Below are 25000 nucleotides of genomic sequence, written 5' to 3'. Positions count from 1 at the left end.
TCCGTAGATTCCATAGCCACTTTGTAAACATAACTACCACTGGGCATCAATTCCCCATTTAAGCGTCCATCCCAGCCATCGGTATCCAATTCATCTGTTTGAAAAATTAAATTCCCCCAAATGTTAAAAATACTCAACTCCATTTTCGCTATGCCTTTTACCTTTGGCCTAAAAAAATTATTCTCTCGCAAATTTGGAGTAAAGCCGGTGGGAAACATCACACGATAGGACTGGGTAAGCTCGATATTTAATTCAAAAGTACGCTCACAGCCGATGGCATTACTGACTGTTAGACTTACTTGAAAAGTCCCCTTTTTACCAAAAACATGTACTGGATTTTCTTCTTCACTTGTATTGCCATTACCAAAGTCCCAAGACCAACTTACTGCACCTCCTGAGGATTCGCTTATAAACCTAATTGGGTCATCTATAAAAATCCCCCCTTCTGCATCTGATTTAATCCCAGTCCCATCTACTTCATAATCAAAAGTAACTAGAAGAGGCTCTTCAATGACATTTATTTCTATCTCAATGGGATCAGACCAGCACAAAAGGTCTTTATCTTTAATTCTAATAAGATAAAGGCCAGAATCATTTATTTCAGCTAACTCCTCATTTTCAAGAAATAATCCTTCGGGAGTTTCTAATTGGTAATCAAAATTCAAAATATCATAGTCAATAATAAAACTTCTAATATCTAAAGGAACTCCCAGTTCGCACCCAATAATGGGGGTCGCCAATTGAACACTTGGAAATTCAGGGTTTTTAAGCTTTATGATTTCAGATTCAATAGAACAATTTTGAGAATTAAAAGCAACTACTCTGTAGCCTCCCTCTTCACTAACTTGAATCTCTGAATTTACAGACTCTTCTATCAATTCTTCTTCAAAAAACCATTGATATCTTACATACTCTTCTTCTCCAACGGCTACCAAAACCACTGATTCTCCTTCACAAAGTCTGATTTCATTTTGACCAGTTGTAAGCAATTCACTTTCTATTGAAACTGGCGCTGGAGATTCTTGGACCAAAAGCCTAATTGAATTCCCAGAGGAAGTTTTTCCATAATTATCTGTAATTGTGTAAAAAACTTCAACTGTTTCCCCAATGAATTCTGAATTAGGAAAAAAAGTAAATCCTCCACCTTCTAAGTCTGCTTTGAAAACTCCTTGTGGTAAAATCAATTCACGGTTTTCAGGTCTACAATTCCCCTGACTACAAATGTCTTCGCCCTCTGAAATAATATCATCTAGTGATTCAAAAAACTGAATACATCTTAAAGAGGAATTTTCATTTGGAAGAAGAATATTTGTATTAAATAAATCATATGTATTTTCTTGCCCTGCACAAGACGCAATACCGTCAATATCTTCTCCAACTGGATCAAGTAATCCCTCATCATTTGAAACTTCTACAATTACATTTCTGATTTCATGAAAATTATTTTCCCCACCAGTTGAAGCCGCAAATCCAATTTTTAATTGATCAGGAGCTTCAAAAGAATAAGGTTCCTGGTTGAAAATTGAAACCATTCTAGGATTCCCAGCTTCTGTAGTGACTAACATTTCTACAGTCAGTAGATAGCCAACATCATTTGGGTTCGGTTCTAGATTTAGAAAAACCTGTCTAAAGCCAGAATTCTGTGGATCTGTAACCCTATTGGTTCCTTGACCACCTGAGCTCAAAGGGAATCTTTGATTAATAGGCAAACCAAAAACACCTCCTTCATTTACTTTTTTACCCACAATAAATTGATACCCAGAAATACCCTGACCTGGTCCTCTAACAACAATTGAATTGGGGTGAAAACCACTTTCAATGCCGGGAAATCCGCCAATTCTTGACTCTGTGTTGTTCCCAAAATTACCAAAGGTATCAAACCCAATCCCAAGATAAGCTCCAGATAACCCGGGTTCATTATTTCTTCTTGCATATCCTAGTGATCCCCCAAAACCGCCAGGATTAAAATTAGTAACAGTTCCATCGAATAGAAAAGCCGTCAAGCCATCCGCTCCAGTCCCACCGTAACAGAAATATTCAAAAGATGCCTTTATTCCAAAAGTGGATGAAAATGGAATGTCAATGTAAACAAAGCCACTTTGATCATTTTGATTACTAGTCAACTGTAAAACTCCAGAAGTAAGAATAGCGCTTCCACCAAAAACAGTAGAAGATTGTGTACTTCCTCCTGCGAAGTTTTCGCAATAAGGAAACCCAACTTGAGCAATGGAAACTGAGCTACTGACTATTAAAAAAGAATATAAAAACAGTATTAAAAAAATGGATTTAAATTGATTTGCCATCTGGCTTACTTGAAATATTGACTATCGAACAGCTCGTAATGTAGTCAATACAGTTCAAAAAATAAAAAAAGGCTTCTGAGAATTTCAAAAGCCTTTAATTATTAATCTAAAATTTATCTTAAGATTGTCTGATTTCTATCAGGACCAATGGAGACCATTTTGATTGGAACCTGCAGTTCTTCTTCAAGAGTCGAAACATAATCTTTCAATTCTTGAGGAAAATCTTCATAATTCGTCACACCCTGCAAAGATTGATTCCAGCCTTTAACTGTTTTATAAATAGGCTTTACATTTTGATCGTTGTGATCGTAAGTCAATCTATCGACTCTTGTGCCATCAGGAAGTTCATAATGTGTACAAATCTTGATTTCCTTGAAAATATTCAAAACATCACCTTTCATCATAAAAAGTTGCGTGACACCATTGATCATAATGGAATATTTCAAAGCAGGTAGATCAATCCATCCACAGCGTCTTGGCCTTCCTGTTGTGGAACCAAATTCATTACCTTCTTTTCGCATGTCCTCTCCATCTTGATCAAATAATTCTGTAGGAAAAGGTCCACTTCCGACTCTTGTACAATATGCTTTGAAAATCCCATAAACTTCACCAATTTTAGATGGAGAGACACCCAAACCTGTGCATGCACCAGCTGTCATTGTGCTACTGCTTGTGACAAATGGATAGCTACCAAAATCTATATCCAATAAGGAGCCTTGTGCACCTTCAGCAAGTATTTTATCTCCTTTCACAAGATGGTCATTGACTTGGTATTCACTATCCACAAGATTCAAAGTCTTAAAAAACTCAACTGAATCAAAAAATATTTTTTCTAACTCTGATAATTCTTCAAGTGGAAAATTATAGAAAGAAAGTGTGGTTTTGTGTCTTTCGACTAAAGCATTGTATTTATCTTCAAAATCTTCTGCTAAAATATCTCCAACACGAAGGGCTACTCTACCAATTTTATCTTGATAAGTTGGACCGATTCCTTTAAGCGTGGAACCGATTTTCTTATCTCCCTTAGACTTTTCGTAAGCTGCGTCAAGGAGCTTGTGAGTTGGGATAATGATTGTTGCCTTTTTAGAAATGAAAAGATTCTTATTAAAATCAATATTGAATTTCTTCAATCCTTCAATCTCTTTTCTCAATACTACCGGATCAAGTACTACCCCATTCCCAATAATATTTGTCAAATTAGATCTAAAAATACCAGAAGGAATCTGGTGTAAAACATGCTTTATTCCATCAAATTCCAATGTATGACCTGCATTAGGCCCTCCTTGAAATCTGGCAACTACATCATATTGGGGAGCAAGTACATCTACAACTTTACCTTTTCCTTCGTCGCCCCATTGTAGGCCCAAAAGCACATCCATTTTCATTTGGTTTAATTTAGTCTGATTTTCTATTTCTTTTTGAGCAGCGAAGTTTGGAATAAGGTTAAAAAATTGCAAGGAATTAGAAGTATTTATTATTAAGCTAGTCCACTAAATTCGATAAAATAAAAAGTAGCACCTAAAAGTTTTTCTACATTTAGATACTACTTCCAATATGATTTTATCAATCAAGCCAATTTTTCTTTTGCTTCGTCAAGTGTGTCAAAAACAGTAAAAATATTATTCAACTTCGTGATAATCAACAATTTTTTGACATGTTCCGAAGGCGATGTGAGGTAGACTTCACCACCTGAATTTCTCATTTTCGTCAACATGGTGATCAAGACGCCAATTCCACTTGAAGAAATATACCTAACTTCTTTCAAGTCTATCACGAAATGTTTCATATTATCATTTACAGCATTGGTCACAGTTTCGACCAATTTAGGACCAACATCATCACCGATTAAGTCTCCTTGAATATGTAAAAATTGCACTTTTTCATTTTTCTCTAGTTGATAAGTCAGCTTCATATTTTAGGTCTATTTTCGCATTTTTCGTTTGTACAGTTTCCGTAAAGAATCAAGGAATGATGCAGCACTTTGAAATCAAGAATTTCCCCAACTGTATTCTGTATATTCTGAATTCTAGGATCACAAAATTCTTTAACTTGATTGCAGTCAACGCAAATCAAATGATCGTGTTGCTTATAACCGTAAGATTTTTCGTATTGAGCAAGATTTTTCCCAAACTGATGTTTAGTAACCAAATCGCATTCGACCAATAAATCCAAGGTATTGTAAACAGTGGCTCGGCTTACTCGATAATTTTTGTTTTTCATACTGATGTAAAGTGATTCTACATCAAAATGACCTCCACGACCATAAATCTCTTCTAGGATTGCATAGCGTTCAGGTGTTTTTCTAAGTTTTTTATTTTCTAGGTAGGCTGTAAATATTTTCTTTACCTCTTCAAATAGAGTTTCATTCAGGGCCATTTTTAATCTTTTTGTTTCAAATATAACTGTTCTTATTTAGAAATGATTCAAATAAACTAAATCAAAATCTGCAGCAAAGTATTAATAGTCAAAACGGGTAATTTTGATTATTCCCTCTACCTGAGCTAAGTTGTCCATCAGTTTTTCTAAATGCTGGGTACTGTGAACATACAGTTTGATAGTTCCTTCAAAAATCCCTGCATCAGAATCAACTGTAATGGAGCGCATATTTACTTTGAGTTCGTTTGAAATCACCTTGGTCACATCATTGATCAGTCCTACACGATCTGTTCCTACGATTCTTAATCCTGCCAAGAATGCAATTTCTTGCTGACTAGTCCATTTAGCCTTTATCACTCTATTACCATGATTTGACAAAAGTTCTAAAGCATTGGGACAAGAGGTCCTATGGATTTTGATTCCTTCATTGATAGTTACAAAACCAAAAACATCATCTCCTGGTATTGGATTACAACATTTGGCGAGAACATAGTCCACCAAATCCATGTCTTCCCCAATCAACAATTGATCGTGATCAGGACCTTTAAGATTTTTGATCTCTTTGGTGAAGCTGGATTCGTCTTTTACAACTTCAAAAGAAGCCTTTCCTTTTTGCCTTTTTTCTTCTTTAAAATCCTTAAATCCTTTGATTGAAGTCGATTCAATGATCCCCTTACCTACCTTATAATAAAATTCATTGGCTGTTTTTGTCTCGAAATAAGCGCGAAGTTGTTCTACTGTCTCAGAATTAAAATCCAGCTTCATCTGCTTCAGCTTGCGTTGAACAATTTCTCTCCCATCCAAAATCGAAGACTTTTTCTCTTCTCTGAGCGCATCTTTGATCTTGGCTTTCGCTCTTGAAGTTACGACTTGGTTAAGCCAATCTTCCGTTGGTTTCTGCTTGCTGGACGTGAGTATTTCTACCTGATCACCATTTTTTAATTTATGGTTGATCGATACAAGCTTCTGATTGACTTTTGCTCCGATACATTTCGCACCCACTTCCGTGTGAATTTCAAAGGCAAAGTCCAGTGCTGTAGCACCAATTGGCATTACTTTCAAATCTCCTTTTGGAGTAAAGACGAAAACTTCGTCGTGGAATAAATTCCCCCTGAAATCGTCCATAAACTCAATAGCGGAACCATCATTCGACTCCAACAAAGTCCTTACTTGAGTAATCCAGTCGTCTAGCCCTGTAGATGCTTTAGTCGCTGCTGCTGCTCTATCCTTGTACTTCCAATGCGCTGCGTATCCTCTTTCTGCTATATCATCCATACGCTGACTTCGGATCTGAACTTCCACCCATTGACCTGTATTACTCATAACTGTGGTGTGCAAAGATTCATATCCGTTTGATCTAGGAGTACTTATCCAGTCTCTTAATCGATCAGGGTTTGGCCTATAAAAATCTGTAACTACTGAGTAAACTTGCCAGCAATCTGCCTTTTCATTATCCTCTTCTGTATTTACGATAATCCGTACAGCAAAAAGATCATAAACTTCTTCAAAAGGAATATTCTGTTTTTTCATCTTGTTGTAGATAGAGTAGACAGATTTAGGTCTTCCTTTTATGGTAAAATTGAAACCTTGTTCGGTCAACTCTTCTTCTAGAGGAGCAATAAAACTTTTGATAAATTTATTTCTAGATAGTCTTGTTTCATTGATTTTTTCGACAATAAAATTATAAGTGTCAGTATCTGTATATTTCAGATATAAATCTTCTAGTTCAGATTTAATGGTATAGAGCCCTAGTCTATGTGCCAAAGGCGCATACAAATACATGGTTTCAGAGGCGATTTTGAGTTGCTTGTGCCTAGGCATACTACTCAAAGTTCTCATGTTATTTAATCTATCTGCAATTTTGATAAGAATCACCCTTACATCATCAGAAAGAGTCAACAACATTTTTCGAAAATTTTCTGCTTGTTGAGAAGATCCATAGTCAAAAACACCTGAAATTTTGGTCAGGCCGTCGATAATTTGCATGACTTTGTGACCAAATTCTCTTTCGATATCTTCTAATTCCCAATCAGTATCTTCTACTACATCATGTAAAAGTGCTGCAACAATACTAGTAGGCCCTAAACCGATTTCCTCTACACAGACAAGCGCGACTTCTAATGGATGGTAAATGTAAGGCTCTCCAGACTTCCTTCTCATCTCTTTATGAGCCTCATTTGACACATTGAAAGCCTTTTTTATAACCTTCGCATCGCTGTCTTTCAACAAAGGTTTCGCAAGCTTCAACAACTTTCTGTAACGCTTTAGGATCTCTTTTCTTTCTTCTTCCAGATCTACTTGTATCATATATTCGAAGGTAAAAACAATTCTGTATTTAATTTAAAACGCTGTCCAATATTTTAATCAAAATTTTTTCAACTTTTTTCTAATCAACTTTTGCAAGTTTGGAATTCATGATTACCTTTGCGTCCACATTAGATAAGCGGATGTGGCGAAATTGGTAGACGCACTAGACTTAGGATCTAGCGCCGTAAGGCATGGGGGTTCGAGTCCCTCTATCCGCACGTTTTCAAACCCTCAATCACGGTTCCGATTTCGAAAAAGCTAAAAGCGATTCGAATGAAGAAAAGAGATTGAGGGTTTTTAGTTAAAGACAAATCAAAATCAATAATACCTTGGAAATCACATTAGACAAGCATTCAGCAAATCAAGCTTCAGTTAAAATTAAACTAAACGAAACAGATTATCAACCAAAGGTTGATGCTAAAGTTAAAGAATACGCAAGGAAAGCCAATATTAAAGGCTTTAGACCAGGAAAAGCACCAATCACAATGGTGAAAAAACTTTATGGAACTTCTGTATTGGTAGATGAAATCAATAGTATTTTATCAACATCTTTAAATGATTACCTGAAAGCTCAAACTTTTAGAATACTGGGGGATCCTCTTCCAGTTATCGAAGATGCTGATAAAATAGATTGGAACAATCAAAAAGAATTTGATTTTGAGTATAAAATCGGATTTGTTGAAGATGTAAAAGTTGCAATAGATAAAAAAACAAATGCGACTAGCTACTCTGTAGAAGTAGACAAGGCAACTATCAACGATGCAGTAGAAAACTTGAGAAGCCAATATGGTAAAATGACAAATCCTGAAGAAAGTCAAGAAGGTGACTTCCTTTACGGGGACATCAAAGCTGTAGATGGATCTTTTGAAAAAACATTTTCACTTCCATTATCTAAAGTGGATGGCAGGTCTCTCAAAAAATTTATCGGTTTGAAGAAAGGTGATATCATCGAATTTGATCCTTCAAAAGCTATCAAAGAAGATTTGGCAGAGACCGTTGGAATCGAAGAGTCTGAAGTTGAGAAATTAGCAGGAAAATTCACTTTTGTAGTTCAAAATATCAATAGAACTGAGTTAGCTGAATTGAATCAAGAATTCTTCGATAAAGTATTTGGTCCAAACCAAGTAGAATCAGAAGAAGCATTTATGGAAAAAGTAAATGCAATCATGGCTGACAATTACAATAAAGAAATCAAAGTCTACAGCGATGAAAAAATCAAAGAAGCTTTAGTATCTAAAGCTAAGATTGATCTTCCTGAAGCATTTTTGAAAGAGTGGTTGTTCAAAGCTAATGAAGGAAAAGTTACTCAAGAGCAAGTAGACCAAGAATACCCAATCTTTGCGAAGCAATTAACTTGGACAATCATCTCCAATGAAATCGCAAAAGATAATGACATCAAAGCAGAACATGCTGATGTCATAGAAAAAACCAAAGAGATGGTTCGCGAGCAATTCGCATCTTCAGGACTTGGAGCTCAATTGGAAGATAGCATGGACATGTTTGTTGATAATTATCTTCAAGGAAACGAAGGTCAAAATTATATGCAAATGATGACTTCAGTTCAGAATGAAAAAGTCCTAGCTTTCGTCAAGGAAAATATAGATTTAACCGAAGAGGTCATCACAATCGAAAAGTTCAAAGAGCTTTTAGAAAACTAATCTTCAAACAAAATCGTTATCAAAAAGTTCTTCTTTAAGGGCTTTTTTTATTTTTGTAAACGACTAAAAAATAATAACATGTTCAATAAAGACGAATTCAGAAAATTTGCGGTTCACAATCAAGGCATTAGCGGCAATGCATTTGATCAGTATGATACCTTTATTAATGGAATGACACGCTCAGTGATTGAAGAAAGACCAACTAACTTCAGAGAGATCGATGTATTTTCAAGATTAATCATGGATAGAATCATCTTCTTAGGAACACAGGTGGATGACTTTATTGCAAACATCATTACAGCACAATTACTTTTCTTGGAGTCAACTGATCCAAAAAAAGACGTATTGCTTTATGTTAATAGTCCAGGAGGGTCTGTTACTGCAGGATTGGGGATTTATGACACTATGCAATATATCAATCCTGATGTTGCGACAATCTGCACAGGAATAGCAGCTTCTATGGGGGCAGTTTTACTTGCAGGTGGAGCGAAAGACAAAAGATCTGCACTTCAGCATTCCAGAGTGATGATTCATCAGCCTTCTGGCGGGATGCAAGGTCAATCAAAAGACATGGAAATTTCCTTGAAATTAATCCTAAGCATGAAGCAGGAACTCTATGAAATCCTAGCGCAACATTCAGGCAAAACATTTGAAGAAATAGAAAAAGACTCAGATAGAGATTACTGGATGAAAGCGCCGGAAGCCAAAGAATATGGCTTAATTGATGAAGTATTGATTAGAAAAGCAAAATAATGGCTCAAGTTACATGCTCCTTTTGTGGAAGAAATAAAAAAGATGTAGATCTGATGGTGTCGGGCATTTCTGCTCACATTTGCAATTTCTGTATAGATCAGGCCTATCAGATCCTTGGTGAAGAGGAGAAGACAAAAAAGCCCGATAAAAACCATAAATTCAAACTAAAAAAACCAAAAGAGCTTACCGAATTCCTCAATGAATATGTCATTGGGCAATTTGAAGCCAAAAAGGTTTTGACAGTAGCTGTTTATAATCATTACAAAAGGCTTCAGCAAAAAACCAACGATGATGATATCAAGATTGAAAAATCTAACATCATCATGGTAGGAGAAACGGGAACAGGAAAAACTTACTTAGCTAAAACACTCGCTAAAGTTTTAGAAGTTCCTTTTTGTATTGCTGATGCAACTGTATTGACTGAAGCGGGATATGTAGGGGAAGATGTGGAAAGCATCCTAACCAGACTTCTCCAAGCTGCTGATTATAATGTAGAAGCAGCTGAAAAAGGCATCGTGTACATTGATGAACTTGATAAAATTGCTAGAAAGTCAGACAATCCATCTATCACCAGAGATGTAAGCGGGGAAGGTGTTCAGCAAGCTTTACTTAAGTTACTTGAGGGAACTGTTGTCAATGTACCGCCACAAGGAGGTAGAAAACATCCTGACCAAAAAATGATCGCTGTAAATACAGAAAACATTCTGTTCATTTGCGGAGGAGCTTTTGATGGAATTAGCAGACACATTGCTAGAAGACTGAATACTCAGCCTTTAGGTTTTGGAAAAGCTGAAGATAAAGCCCACGCTGATAGAGATAACTTATTGCAATATGTTACTGCCCAGGATTTGAAATCATTTGGTTTGATTCCTGAGTTGATAGGTAGATTGCCAGTAGTTACTCACTTAGATCCTTTGGATAAAGTAGCCTTAAAAAGTATCTTAACTGAACCAAAAAATGCTCTCACTAAACAATATCAAAAATTAATGGATATGGAGGGTGTTAGTTTGATTTTCGAAGAAAGTGGAATCGACTACATTGTCGAAAAAGCAATGGAATACAATCTAGGAGCTCGTGGATTGAGATCTATTTGCGAGGCAATTATTACAGATGCCATGTACGAAATGCCTTCAAACAACACAAAAGAACTGACCATCGATGCAAAATATGCACATGAACAGTTTGATAAATCGAAATTTAAAAAATTGCAAGTTGCATAATATCAAAAAAGTCAGACTTTCCAGTCTGACTTTTTTACTTTTAGGACTTATTTAAACTTTCCCAAATTAATTGGGCTGTCGTATCTGAGGCGCGATGTTCACCGATTTTTTCTTTGATTTCATCATATCCCTGAAGCATCATTCCCCGATATACAGTATTCGATAAAATCTTATTCAATTCTTCTGAAACTTTGGAAACACTGAAATCATTTTGAACTAATTCCTTCACCACTTCTTTGTCAGCAATTAAATTGACTAAAGAAATGAAAGGAACACGAATCAGATTTTTCGCAATCGCATAACTCAATCCGCTAGTCTTATAAACGACTACCTGAGGCACGCGCAACAAAGCAGTCTCCAAAGTTGCCGTTCCTGAAGTTACAATGGCAGCATTAGCATGGTGAAGGAGATCATAAGTTTGGTCATAAATCACCTTAATTCCAGCTTTGATTGCAGGTTGATAAAGTTCTTCAGAAAGATTTTTGACTCCTGCAATAATGAATTGAGCGCTTGGAAACTTATCTACAACATCGATTAAAACATTGAGCATATTCTGAACCTCCTGCTTTCTACTCCCCGGAAGTAATGCAATGATAGGTTGATAGCTTAATTCGTTTTTTTGATGAAAAAATGAATGGGGCTCAAAGGCCTTAAGCTCATCAAGTAGAGGATTTCCTACATAATGCGTTTGCATCTCAAACTTCTTGAAAAAATCGGTCTCGAAGGGAAGGATGCAATAAATCTGATCTGTAAATGCTTTGAGTTTTAGTGCACGCTTTTGATTCCATGCCCAAACTTTTGGGGGAATGTAATAATGAACTTTGATATCGTGTCCTTTAGCAAATTTGGCGATTTTCATGTTGAAACCTCCATAATCAACCAAAATCAAAACATCAGGATTGTATGCAAGAATGTCCTTTTTTACAAGAGATAGATATTTCAGAACTTTCCTAAAACCAAGAACCACCTCCAAAAATCCCATTACAGCCACTTCATCATAATGTACATGAAGATGCTGACCTTGAGCTTTTGAATAATCTCCTCCCATACCTCTGAAATGGGCATTTGGGTCTAGCATATTCAAAGACTTGATCAAATTTGAAGCATGAAGATCTCCGGATCTTTCCCCTGAAATTAGGTAATATTTCATCTATTTCGAATTGCGTGTAAGGCCAAAGATCGCATTTTTCAAACAAAACGAAATCACAAATTAATCCCTACTTCTGAATGTATATCGAATGCCTAAATTGGCACGTAGATTAAAATAAGAACTCATTGTAAACACATTAGGCGTTGCTTCCATCAAGATCGCAAAGTTTCTGTGGTTTTCAATTGGTTTAATGGTAAATCCCAAAGGTATTCCAATACGGGCTTCATCATAGAAATATACCCCTAACATCAAACCTGCATGAAAATTAAACCAGTCACTTTGATGAATGTTTCTATTGAAATGTCCTTCTATTCCAAAACTTGCTTCAAGCACATCGGTAGCTCCAAAACGAAGTTCACCAAAATGTTTCTTTTCTATATCCGTACCAATTCCAACTTGACCAACCAAGCCACTATGATAGATTCCCGCAAAAGTTGGACGAAGTGCACTTTGAGCATATACACAGGAACAACTAATTACCAAAGCAAAAAAGACAAAGAGCGCTATTTTTTTAATCATAATTTTTATTGTAATTTTTAAAATAAGACTCAAAAAAAAAACTATTTCATTAGAATTCCAAGCTTTATCCTCTCAATATTTCCATTGGAGCCTTTTTTATTATCTTTCTACCATTGAGCCATCCCAAAAGTATTGTCAAAACTGTGATGCTAACATACACGATAAATGCCTCGTAATAAGCCCCTCGAAAAGGCAGTTCGAATACAAATTCACTCAAAAGATATGTGGCTAGAAAAGACAAAATAATTCCACTTAAAGAAGCCAATGAACCCAAGAAGAAATATTCCAGTGTATTGATCTTTCCAACAACTGCACTATCAGCACCAAGCGTACGAAGCAAAATGCTTTCTCTCATCCTCTGATATTTGCTTATGATCAATGAACTGATCAAAACCAAGATCCCTGTAGCAATACTAAAAAACGCCATAAATTGAATCACAAAGCTGATTTTACCAAGTATTTCTTCAAGTGTTTCGACGATAGCTCCCAGATTTATAACCGATATATTAGGATATTTTCTAACAATTTCAGCTTGAACATCAGCAGATTGTCGATCATTTTTTGTTTTGGTAATCACCACATGAAACTTAGGTGCATTATTTAGAACACCTTCCGGAAATAATACGAGGAAGTTAGTAGAAACCTGATTAAATTTCACATCTCTAAAACTTCCAACATAGGTCTTTATCGGTCTTCCTTGCACATTGAAGATAATTTCATCTCCAAGACTCAAGCCTGTTCTTAAGGCATAACCTTGATCAAAAGACACAAATATTGAATCTGTTGGATTCTCAACTTTTCTTAATTTACCTTTTATCAATCTCTCCGAGGAAATGAGTGTATCTCTATAAGTCACTCTAAATTCCCGATTATAAAGTCCTCTAGATCTTCTTTCTTCATCAGGCAGCGTGTCATTTCCCTTTTTGGTCAATCCATTTATCGACTCTAATCCCATCGTAACAATAGGTACTTGCTGTAAAATAGGTAAATTTCTGGCTTTCACACTTGACACCACAGCATCTACTTGGAAATCTTGAATGTCAAAAAGCAACATGTTTGGTTGATCTTCTTTATCTGCAAATTTAGCTTCATCAAGTAGCTGACCTTGAATAAAAAAAAGCGTGCTAATCATTGCAGTCCCTAGCCCTATAGTCGCAATCAAAGAAATAGTCTGATTGTTTGGCCTGTATAAATTTGCTAAAGCTTGCCTGATAGTATAGGCAAGGCTTATTGGAAGAAATCTTTTGATCATCCACATGATTCCCAAAGCCACTCCCCAAAGGGCTGCAAATGAAAATACAACAAATGCAGTAAATCCAAGAGCAGTCTTCCAACCATCTAAGAGGAAGAAACTAAAGCCAAATATAAACAACAATATTCCTGCTATCACACCCCATCTCAATGGATCATTCTTTAGTGTATTATCTCCAGATTCTGGCCTCAATGTGGACATAGGAGATACTTTTCGCATTTTTAACAAAGGAAGTAACGCAAATAAAAATGCTACAATCAAACCAGTAAGAACACCGAAACCGACACTAGACCAAGAAACTGCCATACTCACTTCTACTGGAAGGAAATCTTTGAATATTGCGGGCAGTACAAATTGTAATATCGTACCTAATAAAGCTCCTAGAATAGATCCAGCCAGTCCCATCAATAAAATTTGAAAAAGATAAATTTTCATGGCATCCCAGGCGGATACGCCCAAACATCTTAATACAGCAACGGATGCTAATTTTTCCTTTACAAATACATTTACAGCACTAGCTACACCAACACAACCTAGTAAAAGAGCAATAAATGCTACTAAACTCAAAAAATTAGTCAAGTTATCAAATGAACGACCGGTTTGTCTTCTTTTGTCTTCAACTGTATCAGCATCTACTCTTTCTTCATCCCATTGTGCTTCATACTTCTTTACTAATTCATCTGGATTGACATCATCAGCCAATTTGTAATATCTAATATATTGTAACCTACTTCCAAATTGAATTAAACCTGTTTCTTCTGCATAAGCCATCGGAATATAAACGGCAGGAGCAACTGTTGCTGTGATTCCTGTCTGTCCAGGAACTTTTTGTAATTCACCTTCGATTACAAAAGTTACATTACCAACCTTAATGCTATCACCAACGACAGCATCAAATTGAGCCATCAAAATTTTCTCGACTAAAGCTTTTCTTCCTCCTGCCCTAAAAGTCGCCTCTGCTTCTGCAGGGACAGTTTCTAACTTACCATAAAAGGGGAAATCACCTTCTAAAACTCTTACCTGAGTCAATCTACTTTCTTCAGTTGCGGGAAACGCCACCATACTAGCAAAATTAATTTCATCCGCTTGTTCGATAGCTATTGAATCAGTCGGTTGAATTTCTAGGGGCTTGCTATTATCTAATACCAAGTCAGCTCCAACCAACTCTTTTGATTGTTTTTCAATATCATTTTTTAGGTTATCCCCAAAAGAACTGATCCCCACCAAAGCCGCTATCCCAATAACCATGGAAGAAACAAAAAGCAGAAGTCGAGAGAAATTCTTCCGAAAATCCCGAAAGGCCATTTTAAAAACCCAAACTAAATTACCCATGAACATCCTCCTGAATTTTACCACCTTTAATATTGATTATTCTATCGGTTCTTTTTGCTAACTCCGGATCGTGAGTGACCAAAATCAAAGTTGTCCCTTTTTCTTTATTCATATTAAAAATCAAATCCTCAATCATTTCTCCCGTTTCTGTATCCAAGTTTCCTGTAGGTTCATCTGCAAAAAGTATCTTTGGCTCATTGGCAAAAGCTCTAGCTATCGAAACCCTCTGCTGCTCTCCTCCAGACAATTGTGTAGGATAATGAGTTACACGATCTTTCAAACCAACTTTTTCCAAAAGTTCAAGAGCTTTTTCTTTCGCATCTTTTCTTTTTTTTAACTCTAATGGAACCATTACATTCTCCAAAGCCGTAAGGGTGGGAAGTAACTGGAAATTCTGAAAAATAAATCCAACGTCTCTACTTCGTACTGCCGCACGCTGATCTTCAGTAAGTTGTTCAAAAGCATTTCCATTAAGCACAACTGACCCTGTACTTGAAGAGTCCAACCCAGCACAAAGTCCTAAAAGGGTTGTTTTCCCAGAACCTGAAGGCCCCACTATAGCTATACTTTCTCCTGATTGAATATCAAAATTGACTTGGTCGAGAACTGTTAATTTTCTATTTCCACTTTGATAAGTTTTGGAAACATCTTTAACTCTTAGGATGCTCATAAATTTTTGAAGTCTTTAGATTTTGAAGATAACAGCATGCAACCTACAAAAGGTTTGGAACAATAAGAACAATTTAAAAGATGAACGGATTAAGTTTAGTAGTAAATCAGAAAACAATTGAAGCATAAAAGGATTAAAAACATAAGTTGTACTTTTGTGTGAGTTCTATTTTCTTAAAATCAGTATTAAAAATGAAATCATCATTCAACATCTTATACATTACCCTAGGCTTAATCTTGCTTTCTTGTTCTTCTCCAAAGGTAGAAATATCTAATCCAATAACGGAACCAGAAACTACATCCCCCGCACCGGATAAAAAACTTATTCTATTTTTTGGAAATAGTTTAACAGCAGGCTATGGCATAGAGGCAGAGGATTCTTTTCCAGGTTTAGTAGCGGCTCGAATTGATAGCCTTGATTTAGAATACCGAGTAATCAACGGTGGATTAAGTGGCGAAACTACCGCAAGTGGTCTAAGTCGGCTGGATTGGTTTTTAGAGGAGAAGCCTTCAGTTTTTGTTTTAGAATTAGGAGGAAATGACGGTTTGAGAGGAATTGATTTATCTGAGACCAAAAAAAATCTCAAGGCAATTATTCAGCTAGTGAGAAGTAAATATCCTGAAACAAAAATTTTGCTCGCAGGTATGCAAATCCCTCCTAATATGGGTCAAGATTATACAATGGAATTTCAGAAGCTTTATCCACAAGTTGCCGAAGAAGAAGATGTGGAATTAATTCCTTTTCTTTTGGAAGGAGTTGCAGGAAACCCAGACCTTAACCTTCCCGATGGAATTCATCCAACGGAAGAAGGTCATCTAATTGTTTTTGAAAATATCTGGCCCTTTATTGAAGAAATGATTGAGAGATAAATGACACGCTAATATAGTGGTTGTTCAGTGATTTTTATTGTACGATGCACCAAGCAAAATGTACAATGACGTTTCAAAATGTATTTTTGCTTTGGTTCAAGACTTCGTTTCGACTCAAACCAAGTCAGACTTAGACTGCTTTTGATAACTTGCATTTTTGATATTGGTAAGCAGATGAAACTAGTCGAGCAGATCTGTGCTTTTATTATCCGTGACCATTCGCAAAATCCGAGTCTTCCGTGTTCTATTTTTGAAATTAATAATTGACATTTTCTCGACCATTTTCGTTTTTCATTTTTTTTGACAATCTTACCTGCCAAACCCAAAATTAAATACCCTTAAATGAGTTTTCAAATCAAACCTTCTTCTGAGCCATATGATGTGATTATTGTGGGTTCAGGAGCCGGAGGCGGCATGGCCTCTAAAATTTTATCAGAAGCTGGATTAGCAGTAGCAGTTATTGAAGCAGGTGGTGATTTTGATCCCGCCAAAGAAGAGGATCGCACACAAATGCGATATCCTTGGGAATCTCCAAGAAGAGGAAGTGGCACAAGAATAAGACCTTTTGGAGATTTTGATGCAGCAATTGGTGGATGGGATATAGAAGGAGAACCCTACACAAGGGGAAAAGACACTAATTTCGATTGGTTTAGATCTAGAATGGTTGGAGGACGTACCAATCACTGGGGAAGAATTTCTTTGCGGTTTGGTCCAAATGATTTTAAAAGAGCCAGTATTGATGGCTTAGGTCATGATTGGCCAATTGGCTACGATGATCTCAAACCATATTATGACAAAGTAGATAAATTTATCGGTGTTTTTGGTTCAAAAGAAGGGATATACAATGAACCTGACGGTTTTTTTCTTCCCCCTCCCAAGCCTCGCTTGCATGAACTTTTTATGATGAAAGGAGCCAAAAAGGCTAGTATTCCAGTAATTCCATCCAGACTCTCCATCCTCACAAAACCTGTAAATAAAGAAAGAGGAGTTTGTTTTTTCTGCGCCCAATGCAACAGAGCCTGTCAAGCTTATGCCGATTTTTCATCAGGAACGTGTCTTTTGCACCCTGCAATGAAAAAAGGGAAGGTCGATCTTTATACCAACTCTATGGTTCGTAAAGTAACCACTGATGATTCTGGCAAAGCTACTGGTGTTTCTTTCATAAGCAAATTGGACATGAAAGAATACAAACTCAAAGCTAGAGTAGTAGTACTAGGAGCGTCAGCATGCGAATCAGCTCGAATCATGCTCAACTCCAAATCAAAAACTCATCCGGATGGTATTGGAAACAGTAGTGGGATGGTAGGTAGATACCTCCATGATTCAACCGGGGCTGACCGTATGGGGATTTTACCAGACCTGATTGACAGAGAAAGATATAATGAAGATGGTGTTGGAGGAATGCATGTTTACACTCCTTGGTGGTTAGACAATAAAAAACTTGATTTTGCTAGAGGATATCACATCGAATATTGGGGAGGAATGGGCATGCCGTCCTATGGAGTGGGCTTTTCTATGGATACCATGAGAAAATATATTAAAGACGAATTTGGTTCTCCTAGTCCAAATGGAGGGTATGGAGAAGGATTAAAAAAAGACATTCGAAGAATTCAAGGCTCTACTCTTGGAATGTCTGGAAGAGGTGAAAGTATTCCACAATACAGTAATTATTGCGAAATAGATTCAAATGTGGTGGATAAATATGGTATCCCAGTTTTGAAATTCCATTATCAATGGACTGATCATGAAATCAAACAAGCAAAACACATGCACGATACTTTTGAGGAGATTCTGACAAATGCAGGTGCTGTACTTTTGGGCAACAAGCCTGGACCAGAGTCCAAATATGGTTTAGCTACACCTGGTAGAATTATTCATGAAGTAGGAACCACAAGGATGGGAAATGATCCAGCGACTTCTGTTTTGAATAGCAACTGCCAAGCACATGATTGCGGTAATTTGTTCGTGGTAGATGCTGGACCTTTTGTTTCTCAAGCTGATAAAAATCCTACATGGACAATCCTAGCATTAAGCTGGAGAACTTCAGATTATATTGTGTCAGAATTGAAAAAGAAAAATATCTAAATCCAAGACCATGAACAGAAGAGAAAACCTCAAACTACTATTCACTGGAGCCTTGGCATCAGGCTTCTTGTTGACCAATTGCAGTCCTGAAGAAAAGCAACTCACCTACTCCCCTCAAATCTCTGGAGGAATTCAAGGAGGTAGAACAGAGGAAGAAAAACTGATCGACCAAAAATTGCTTTCAGAAGCCTTTTTGACCGAAGAAGAGAAAAAGAAACTGGAAGTGTTGGTTGATATTATCATGCCTGCAGACACAGAATCTCCAGCCGCTACAGAGGTAGGTGTGGTAGATTTCATTGAGTTTATGATGAAAGATTACCCTGGATATCAAACTCCCATGCGAGGCGGCTTGATGTGGTTAGACCACTATAGTGAAGACACTTTTGGTGAAATTTTTCTCTCTTTAAGATTTGATGAACAATTAAAAGTAATTGATGAAATTGCATGGCCAGAAAAAGCGAAACCAGAAATGGAAGGTGGAGTCAAGTTCTTCAATATGCTAAGAAACCTCACTTCAACAGGTTATTTTACCACAGAGGAAGGATTTAAATATTTGGGATATGTGGGAAACACACCAAATGTATGGGATGGCGTACCAATAGAGATTATGAAAAAGCATGGTTTTGAATTGCCAGAAAAATACAAGGATATCTATCTCAGACCTGAGGAACGAGGCGAATTAGCTGCATGGGATGACAGTGGAAATATTATAAGAAAGAATTCATAAAATAAATGAAATAAAAGCTGCTGCGTGTCAGTGGCTTTTCTATTTTTGAAGGTATTTCTAAAGCATTATGGTAAAAATCAAATCATATTTTGTCCTAATCCTACTCTTAGGATTCATCACTACATTTGGATCATGTACAAAAAACGTAAGTATGTCTAGGCTTATGCCTGCGGAAATTGACGTTCCAAATCATGTACAACGACTTTTGATCATTGACAGAACTGCTCCTCAAAACGAAAACCTCGCTGTCTTGGAAGGTCTAATTTCTGGAGAAGCACCTTTCGAAGTAAGAAATGCTGTAGAAGCTACCATTTCCACAATTCAACAAGAACTAAATACTTCACCTCGATATGAGATCATTAGAGCTAGAGAAAGGTTACGAGGTGGCTTGTTTGCACAGACATTCCCTAATCCTTTGACTTGGCCTCAAATAGAAGCACTCTGCAGAGAGTATAACGCAGATGCGGTACTAGCCTTAGAAAAATTCAGTTCTGATTTTATCGTCACAGATAAACGCCAAATCATAAAGAAAACAGAGGGCGAAGGAAGAAATTCTAGAACAGTAGAAGTTCAGGGAGTTTATGCTGAAGGAGTGGCTTCTGTTCAAGTTGGTTTCAGATTGTATGATCCACTTAGCAAAAACATTACTGATCAAAGAGATTTTGAAAAGACAAACTTATGGTCTGCAGAAGCTGAAACTAAAACTCAGGCTCTTGCATTGCTGATAGATAAAGTCAAAGCCACGGAATATGTAGGCCAATTAGCTGGGGCAAGTTACGCCAGGCGAATAGCTCCAATGTACCTTCGCATCAATCGGACACTCTACCAAAAGCCAAAAGAAAACCCTGCTCTCGCTAGAGGAGCTAGACTTGGAGAAGTGAATCGTTGGGAAGAAGCTATAGAAGTATGGGAGAATGGTCTCAATTCACCACATAAAAACAAAACTGGTGGCAGAATTTGCTATAATATCGCAGTAGGCTTTGAAGTACTTGGAGACCTCGAGTCAGCAAAATATTGGGCAGGTAAAGCCTATACAGATTATGGATTTAATCAAGGGAGAACTTATTCCAATCAACTCAATACAAGAATGATCCAAGAGGAACGATTAAGGCAACAATTATCTCAAGAAAACTAAGTAAAAAACTTGCTTAGTTTTCTTTTTTAACTAATTTTATTTTTGATTCAAAATTCATTTAATTGAAATCTTTTAGAGTTTTACAATGAGTAAATTTTATCTTATCAAAATCTCTGCTAGAGTAATTATAATTGGGGCTATTTTATTTCAAATCAGTTGTGGAAATAAGGACTCGCGAACAGACTTACTCTCAACAACAGAGTCTTATGAATTAGAAATTGTTGATTCTCTAAGCATAGATTACCTAGGGAATTTAGAGTTGCAAGCTGTAAATGCAGACAAGGACCTTTTTCTTTTTTCCGAAGAAAGCCATCTTTTACTCTACAATAGAAAAGGGGGAAAGGTATCAGAATTTGATCAACCTCGCGATGCTCCAGATGCATTTGGTCAATTTATATTGGGGGCTACATTCTCTGAAAACAAGATTGGAGTTTTGGGAATATCAAAGTTCAACATTTATGATTTTGATTTTAACTTAGAGAAAAGCTTCAAAAAGCCCTATCCACATAAAGGAATGATCTATTCAGGTTTTGATCATTTACATGCAGGCAAGAAAGAAGGAAAACCAATCTTTGTAGCATTTACAGGAGGGCCACAAGTTGATGCACGTTCAAATATGCTCCAATATTATCAAGAGTATAATACACTTGACTTGATTGATCCTGATCAAGAATTATTTTCTCCTATTATCCCCTTTCATCCAAACAGTAGATATGCTAAAGGGACTGAAGCTTTTGATTTCATCAAACCGCATTTTCAAGTACGCGATCATATTGTATCCTTCACGCATCAATTTGACTCTTTATTTTATCAATTTGACTTAGATAATGACACTGAATTTAAGTTCGAAAAAATTCCATTTGAGAAATTTTTAATGAATCGAGGATATGAAATTGGTGGTCAGCAAGATTATGAAACTCCAGTAGATAGATCAGGTGAAATTACCAATTTATTTCAGGTTGAGGATAAGCATCTTATTATCTACAAATCAGGTTTAAAATTAAGCGAGTTACCAGGAGCAGAAATCCCGAATGAAGAAAGGCGCGCATTGATTTCTGAACTCGATCCAGAAAAACTGATCGTTAGAGAAAAGGATGGTAGCTATAGTCAGTCTAGCCTTTTGACCAAGAAATATAGAATTTCTAGAGTCGATTCAAAAGGTAGAATTTGGGCAGAACAGAATGTCCATGAAATGGAATTCGAACCTGACCTGATTACTGTTTATGAATTGAAGTTAGTCAGAAAATCAAGTAAATAATACTATGAAAAAGACAAACTCAAGCTTATTGTAAGAGAAAGTGATGGATCATATAGTGCTCCCTCTACCATTTCATCAAAGCTCACCTTACAATCATTTGATAAAAAAGGTAGGTTATGGGTAAAGCCTAACTTGTATTTCTTAGACTATGAACCTGATATGGTCACTTTCTACGAGACAAGATTGATCAAAAAGGAAAAGGAATAATGATTCAAAGGTTACCATTTCTATCTAATTTTCAAATAGCCTCACCTACCACAAAATGAAATATAGATAATAACTTTTGATTGGTATAAGACTACTGGTGTAACTTATATTTCAGTACACCAATGCTGTAAGCTTGGCAAAGCTATAAAAAAAACCAGCCTCTAATAAAAGGCTGGTTTCATCTATCAATTTAATCCTCAATCAAAATTATCTTTTGTATACCAAATCGAACCTATCTAGATTCATAACTTTGGCCCAAGCTGATACGAAGTCTTTTACAAACTTTTCACTGTTGTCTGCTTGAGCATATACTTCTGCTAATGCTCTCAATTCCGAGTGAGATCCAAAAATCAAATCAGCTCTAGTAGCAGTGTATTTTACTTCACCTGACTTTCTATCCCGTCCTTCGAATGTCTCTTTAGAATCATCTACAGCTTTCCATTCTGTACTCATATCTAGAAGGTTGACAAAGAAATCATTTGTTAGCATGTCTTTTTTATCAGTAAACACACCATGCTTAGAACCATCATAGTTAGTATGTAAAGCTCGCATACCACCAACTAAAACAGTCATCTCAGGTGCAGTTAATGTCAAGAGCTGTGCTTTATCTACCAATAATTCCTCTGTAGAAACTGTGTACTTTGTCTTCAGATAGTTTCTAAATCCATCGGCCATTGGCTCTAGCAAAGCGAAGGATTCTACATCTGTCATCTCAGCAGAAGCATCCATTCTTCCAGGTGAAAAAGGCACTTCGACCTGATGTCCAGCATTTGATGCAGCTTTCTCTACAGCAGCCGTACCAGCTAATACAATCAAATCAGCAAGAGAAACTTTTTTCGCTCCAGACTTGGCATTGAAATCCGCTTGGATTTTTTCTAATGTACCCAAAACCTTATTCAATTGAGCTGGATTATTCACTTCCCAATTTCTCATTGGCTCCAATCTGATTCTTGAACCATTGGCTCCACCTCTCCTATCAGAACCTCTGTAAGTGGACGCTGAAGCCCATGCCGCGTTTACCAACTCAGAAATCGAGAGGCCAGAATTCAAAATTTGAGTTTTCAAACTTGCAATATCATTGGCATTCACCAATGGATGATTTACCGCAGGAATAGGATCTTGCCAAATCAGATCTTCTTTTGGAGCTTCTGGACCAAGGTAAGTCGTATTTGGTCCCATATCTCTATGAGTCAATTTGAACCAAGCTCTTGCGAAAGCTTCGTTGAAAGCATCTTGGTCTTCTAAAAATTTTCTTGAGATTTTCTCGTACACTGGATCATATCTCAAAGATAAATCCGTCGTCAACATATAAGGAGGCTGTTTCTTATCGGCATCAAATGCATCTGGGATTATATTTCCCGCATCTTTTGCAACCCACTGATGTGCACCAGCTGGACTCTTTGTCAATTCCCAATCATATTTGAACAAGAAAGTCAAATAATCGTGGCTCCACTGCGCTGGCGTAGAAGTCCAGGTCACTTCAAGACCTGAAGTGATGGCGTCCGCACCTTTCCCAGACTTGTAAGAACTCTTCCAACCAAATCCTTGCTCCTCAATTGGAGCTGCTTCTGGTTCGGCGCCTACATGGTCTGCAGGACCTGCACCGTGAGTTTTGCCTAAAGTATGACCACCTGCGATCAAAGCTACTGTCTCCTCATCATTCATACCCATTCTTCCAAAAGTCTCTCTAATGTCATAGGCTGCCAATACTGGATCAGGATTTCCATTTGGACCTTCTGGATTAACATAGATCAAACCCATTTGAACTGCCGCAAGGGGATTCTCCAACTTACGCCCTTCACTATAGCGGTCGTCAGCCAACCACTCTTTTTCCTTTCCCCAATAGACATCCAATTCAGGTTCATACACATCTTCTCTACCACCTGCAAAACCAAACGTCTCAAATCCCATGGATTCTAATGCTACGTTTCCAGTAAGCACCATCAAATCTGCCCAGGAGATTTTATTTCCATATTTCTGTTTGATCGGCCAAAGTAATCTTCTAGCCTTATCTAAGTTACCATTATCTGGCCAGCTGTTAAGCGGTGCAAATCTTTGTTGTCCAGATCTAGAACCACCTCTACCGTCTCCAGTACGATAAGTTCCAGCACTATGCCAAGCCATTCTAATGAACAAACCTCCATAATGCCCAAAATCTGCAGGCCACCAGTCTTGTGAGTCCGTCATCAAAGCTCTCAAATCATTTTTCAAAGCTTCATAATCTAAGCTAATGAATTGGTCTGCATAATTAAAGTCCTCTCCCATTGGATTTGAAAGAGAAGAATTTTGACGAAGAATACCCAAATTGAGCTGATTTGGCCACCAGTCAGCGTTTTGATTGACTGCAGCATTACTTCTACTCTTTTTAGTAGCTCCTGACCAGCCATCTACAGATTCTTTATTTTGGGCCTCTGCAGTCAGAATAGAACTCACTAAAAGTCCAATTATTAAAATAACTTTTTTCATATATTTATAGATTTATTTGTTTAGAAGTCATACAATAGAATACAAAAATACATCCTTATGTTTTCTTGTAGAAATCGTTATTTTCTATTGAGAATTGAAAAAATAAATGACACCTACATAAATTAATATAATTAATCCTTAAAGTTTAGTGAAGTGGGTCAAAAGGTTAAGGATTTAAAACTTGTTTTCTACAATTTCGGGAAAGTTTAATTCTTTTAAAAAGATAAACCAAGCTTTTTATAGATTGACTTGAGTCTTGTGTCTTGTGTCTTGCTTCTATTGTCATTTATTACAAAAGGTATTAAACGCAAAAAGACCCTTTGGACTTAACCAAAGGGTCTGAATAATGTGGCGGCGACCTACTCTCCCGGGTGTAACCCCAGTACCATCGGCGCTGCAGGGCTTAACTTCTCTGTTCGGGATGGGAAGAGGTGGGACCCCTGCGCTAGGCCGCCTAAATCTTACTGTTTCCTTTACATGGATATACCATTAAATTCAACAGGCTCTCTCTCGAGATCAATATTTTTAAGTTCTTATCAAGTATCAAGTGTCCAACATCAAGTCTTTAATCTTGTGTCTCACTTCTTGAATCTTAATTCATAACAAGTGTGCAGAAAATTGAGTGCTTAGACCAATGGTAAGTTTTCGGGCAATTAGTACAGCTCAGCTATGTCATCTCTGACTTTACACCTGCTGCCTATCAACGTCATCGT

General features: G+C 36.9%; 18 protein-coding genes, 1 tRNA gene and 2 rRNA genes (2 of these 21 only partly in view). 9 read left to right on the top strand and 12 right to left on the bottom strand.

Features of this window, described 5'->3' with window-relative positions:
* The 5 genes from BELBA_RS09525 to BELBA_RS09505 all read right to left on the bottom strand — a co-directional run.
* On the bottom strand, positions 1 to 2303 hold the 5' portion of the coding sequence (locus BELBA_RS09525) for a T9SS C-terminal target domain-containing protein (RefSeq protein ID WP_014772500.1). It extends 46 nt beyond the left edge of the window; only the first 2303 of its 2349 coding nucleotides appear in the window; it begins with the start codon at positions 2301 to 2303; its stop codon lies beyond the left edge, outside the window.
* Between the two features lie 113 nt (positions 2304 to 2416).
* The gene (locus BELBA_RS09520) at positions 2417 to 3688 is read right to left on the bottom strand and encodes an adenylosuccinate synthase (RefSeq protein ID WP_041779597.1); all 1272 of its coding nucleotides are present in this window, start codon (positions 3686 to 3688) and stop codon (positions 2417 to 2419) included.
* Between the two features lie 182 nt (positions 3689 to 3870).
* Positions 3871 to 4215, bottom strand: coding sequence for an STAS domain-containing protein (locus tag BELBA_RS09515; RefSeq protein ID WP_014772498.1), 345 nt, complete (start codon positions 4213 to 4215; stop codon positions 3871 to 3873).
* Positions 4212 to 4679 carry a Fur family transcriptional regulator gene (locus tag BELBA_RS09510; protein WP_014772497.1) on the bottom strand — a complete coding sequence of 156 codons (468 nt, stop codon included), beginning with the start codon at positions 4677 to 4679 and terminating at the stop codon, positions 4212 to 4214. Before BELBA_RS09510 ends, BELBA_RS09515 begins: the two co-directional genes overlap by 4 nt.
* Before the next feature lie 81 nt (positions 4680 to 4760).
* On the bottom strand, positions 4761 to 6986 hold the full coding sequence (locus tag BELBA_RS09505) for a RelA/SpoT family protein (protein WP_014772496.1): 2226 nt from the start codon (positions 6984 to 6986) through the stop codon (positions 4761 to 4763).
* Positions 6987 to 7122: 136 nt separating this feature from the next.
* Here BELBA_RS09505 and BELBA_RS09500 point away from each other — a divergent pair.
* The 4 genes from BELBA_RS09500 (at position 7123) to clpX (ending at position 10617) form a co-directional block, all read left to right on the top strand.
* Positions 7123 to 7204 (top strand) — tRNA-Leu (locus tag BELBA_RS09500).
* A gap of 111 nt (positions 7205 to 7315) precedes the next feature.
* Positions 7316 to 8644 carry a trigger factor gene (tig, locus tag BELBA_RS09495; protein ID WP_014772495.1) on the top strand — a complete coding sequence of 443 codons (1329 nt, stop codon included), beginning with the start codon at positions 7316 to 7318 and terminating at the stop codon, positions 8642 to 8644.
* 78 nt (positions 8645 to 8722) lie between these two features.
* On the top strand, positions 8723 to 9397 hold the full coding sequence (locus tag BELBA_RS09490; RefSeq protein WP_014772494.1) for a ClpP family protease: 675 nt from the start codon (positions 8723 to 8725) through the stop codon (positions 9395 to 9397).
* Complete coding sequence (gene clpX, locus BELBA_RS09485) at positions 9397 to 10617, top strand: ATP-dependent Clp protease ATP-binding subunit ClpX (protein WP_014772493.1); 1221 nt, start codon at positions 9397 to 9399, stop codon at positions 10615 to 10617. The genes BELBA_RS09490 and clpX overlap by 1 nt, the downstream gene beginning before the upstream one ends.
* Before the next feature lie 40 nt (positions 10618 to 10657).
* Here the strand turns inward: clpX and lpxB are convergent, their stop codons facing one another.
* The 4 genes from lpxB to BELBA_RS09465 all read right to left on the bottom strand — a co-directional run bounded on the left by lpxB (position 10658) and on the right by BELBA_RS09465 (position 15540).
* Positions 10658 to 11767, bottom strand: coding sequence for a lipid-A-disaccharide synthase (gene lpxB, locus BELBA_RS09480; protein ID WP_014772492.1), 1110 nt, complete (start codon positions 11765 to 11767; stop codon positions 10658 to 10660).
* A gap of 60 nt (positions 11768 to 11827) precedes the next feature.
* A complete protein-coding gene (locus BELBA_RS09475; RefSeq protein WP_014772491.1) occupies positions 11828 to 12286 on the bottom strand; it encodes a hypothetical protein in 459 nt (152 codons plus the stop codon).
* A gap of 64 nt (positions 12287 to 12350) precedes the next feature.
* Positions 12351 to 14870: an ABC transporter permease gene (locus BELBA_RS09470; protein WP_041779596.1), complete on the bottom strand. Its 2520-nt coding sequence runs from the start codon at positions 14868 to 14870 to the stop codon at positions 12351 to 12353.
* Positions 14863 to 15540, bottom strand: a complete 678-nt coding sequence (locus BELBA_RS09465) for an ABC transporter ATP-binding protein (RefSeq protein ID WP_014772489.1) — start codon at positions 15538 to 15540, stop codon at positions 14863 to 14865. Before BELBA_RS09465 ends, BELBA_RS09470 begins: the two co-directional genes overlap by 8 nt.
* A 191-nt stretch (positions 15541 to 15731) precedes the next feature.
* On the opposite strand from BELBA_RS09465, the gene BELBA_RS09460 reads away from it, so the two are divergent.
* From BELBA_RS09460 to BELBA_RS09440, 5 genes are all read left to right on the top strand, one after another.
* Positions 15732 to 16409 (top strand): arylesterase, encoded by a 678-nt coding sequence (locus tag BELBA_RS09460; protein ID WP_014772488.1) that lies wholly within the window; start codon positions 15732 to 15734, stop codon positions 16407 to 16409.
* 342 nt (positions 16410 to 16751) lie between these two features.
* Positions 16752 to 18494, top strand: coding sequence for a GMC family oxidoreductase (locus BELBA_RS09455; protein WP_014772487.1), 1743 nt, complete (start codon positions 16752 to 16754; stop codon positions 18492 to 18494).
* Between the two features lie 10 nt (positions 18495 to 18504).
* Positions 18505 to 19221, top strand: coding sequence for a gluconate 2-dehydrogenase subunit 3 family protein (locus tag BELBA_RS09450; protein WP_014772486.1), 717 nt, complete (start codon positions 18505 to 18507; stop codon positions 19219 to 19221).
* A 67-nt stretch (positions 19222 to 19288) separates the two neighbouring features.
* Positions 19289 to 20356: a DUF6340 family protein gene (locus BELBA_RS09445; protein WP_014772485.1), complete on the top strand. Its 1068-nt coding sequence runs from the start codon at positions 19289 to 19291 to the stop codon at positions 20354 to 20356.
* Between the two features lie 85 nt (positions 20357 to 20441).
* Entirely contained in the window at positions 20442 to 21614 is a 1173-nt protein-coding gene (locus tag BELBA_RS09440; protein ID WP_014772484.1) for a hypothetical protein, read from the top strand.
* A gap of 414 nt (positions 21615 to 22028) precedes the next feature.
* Here BELBA_RS09440 and katG read toward each other — a convergent pair whose 3' ends face one another.
* The 3 genes from katG to BELBA_RS09425 all read right to left on the bottom strand — a co-directional run.
* A complete protein-coding gene (gene katG / locus BELBA_RS09435; RefSeq protein WP_014772483.1) occupies positions 22029 to 24287 on the bottom strand; it encodes a catalase/peroxidase HPI in 2259 nt (752 codons plus the stop codon).
* A 346-nt stretch (positions 24288 to 24633) separates the two neighbouring features.
* Positions 24634 to 24745: ribosomal RNA gene (rrf, locus tag BELBA_RS09430) — 5S ribosomal RNA — on the bottom strand.
* A 175-nt stretch (positions 24746 to 24920) separates the two neighbouring features.
* Positions 24921 to 25000, bottom strand: a 23S ribosomal RNA gene (locus BELBA_RS09425); it runs 2804 nt beyond the window's last position.

Origin of the sequence: Belliella baltica DSM 15883 (genome assembly GCF_000265405.1) — a bacterium.
Lineage (GTDB): Bacteria > Bacteroidota > Bacteroidia > Cytophagales > Cyclobacteriaceae > Belliella > Belliella baltica.
Note: the sequence above shows the minus strand (reverse complement) of the source record. Positions and strands in the feature narration are given on the sequence as shown.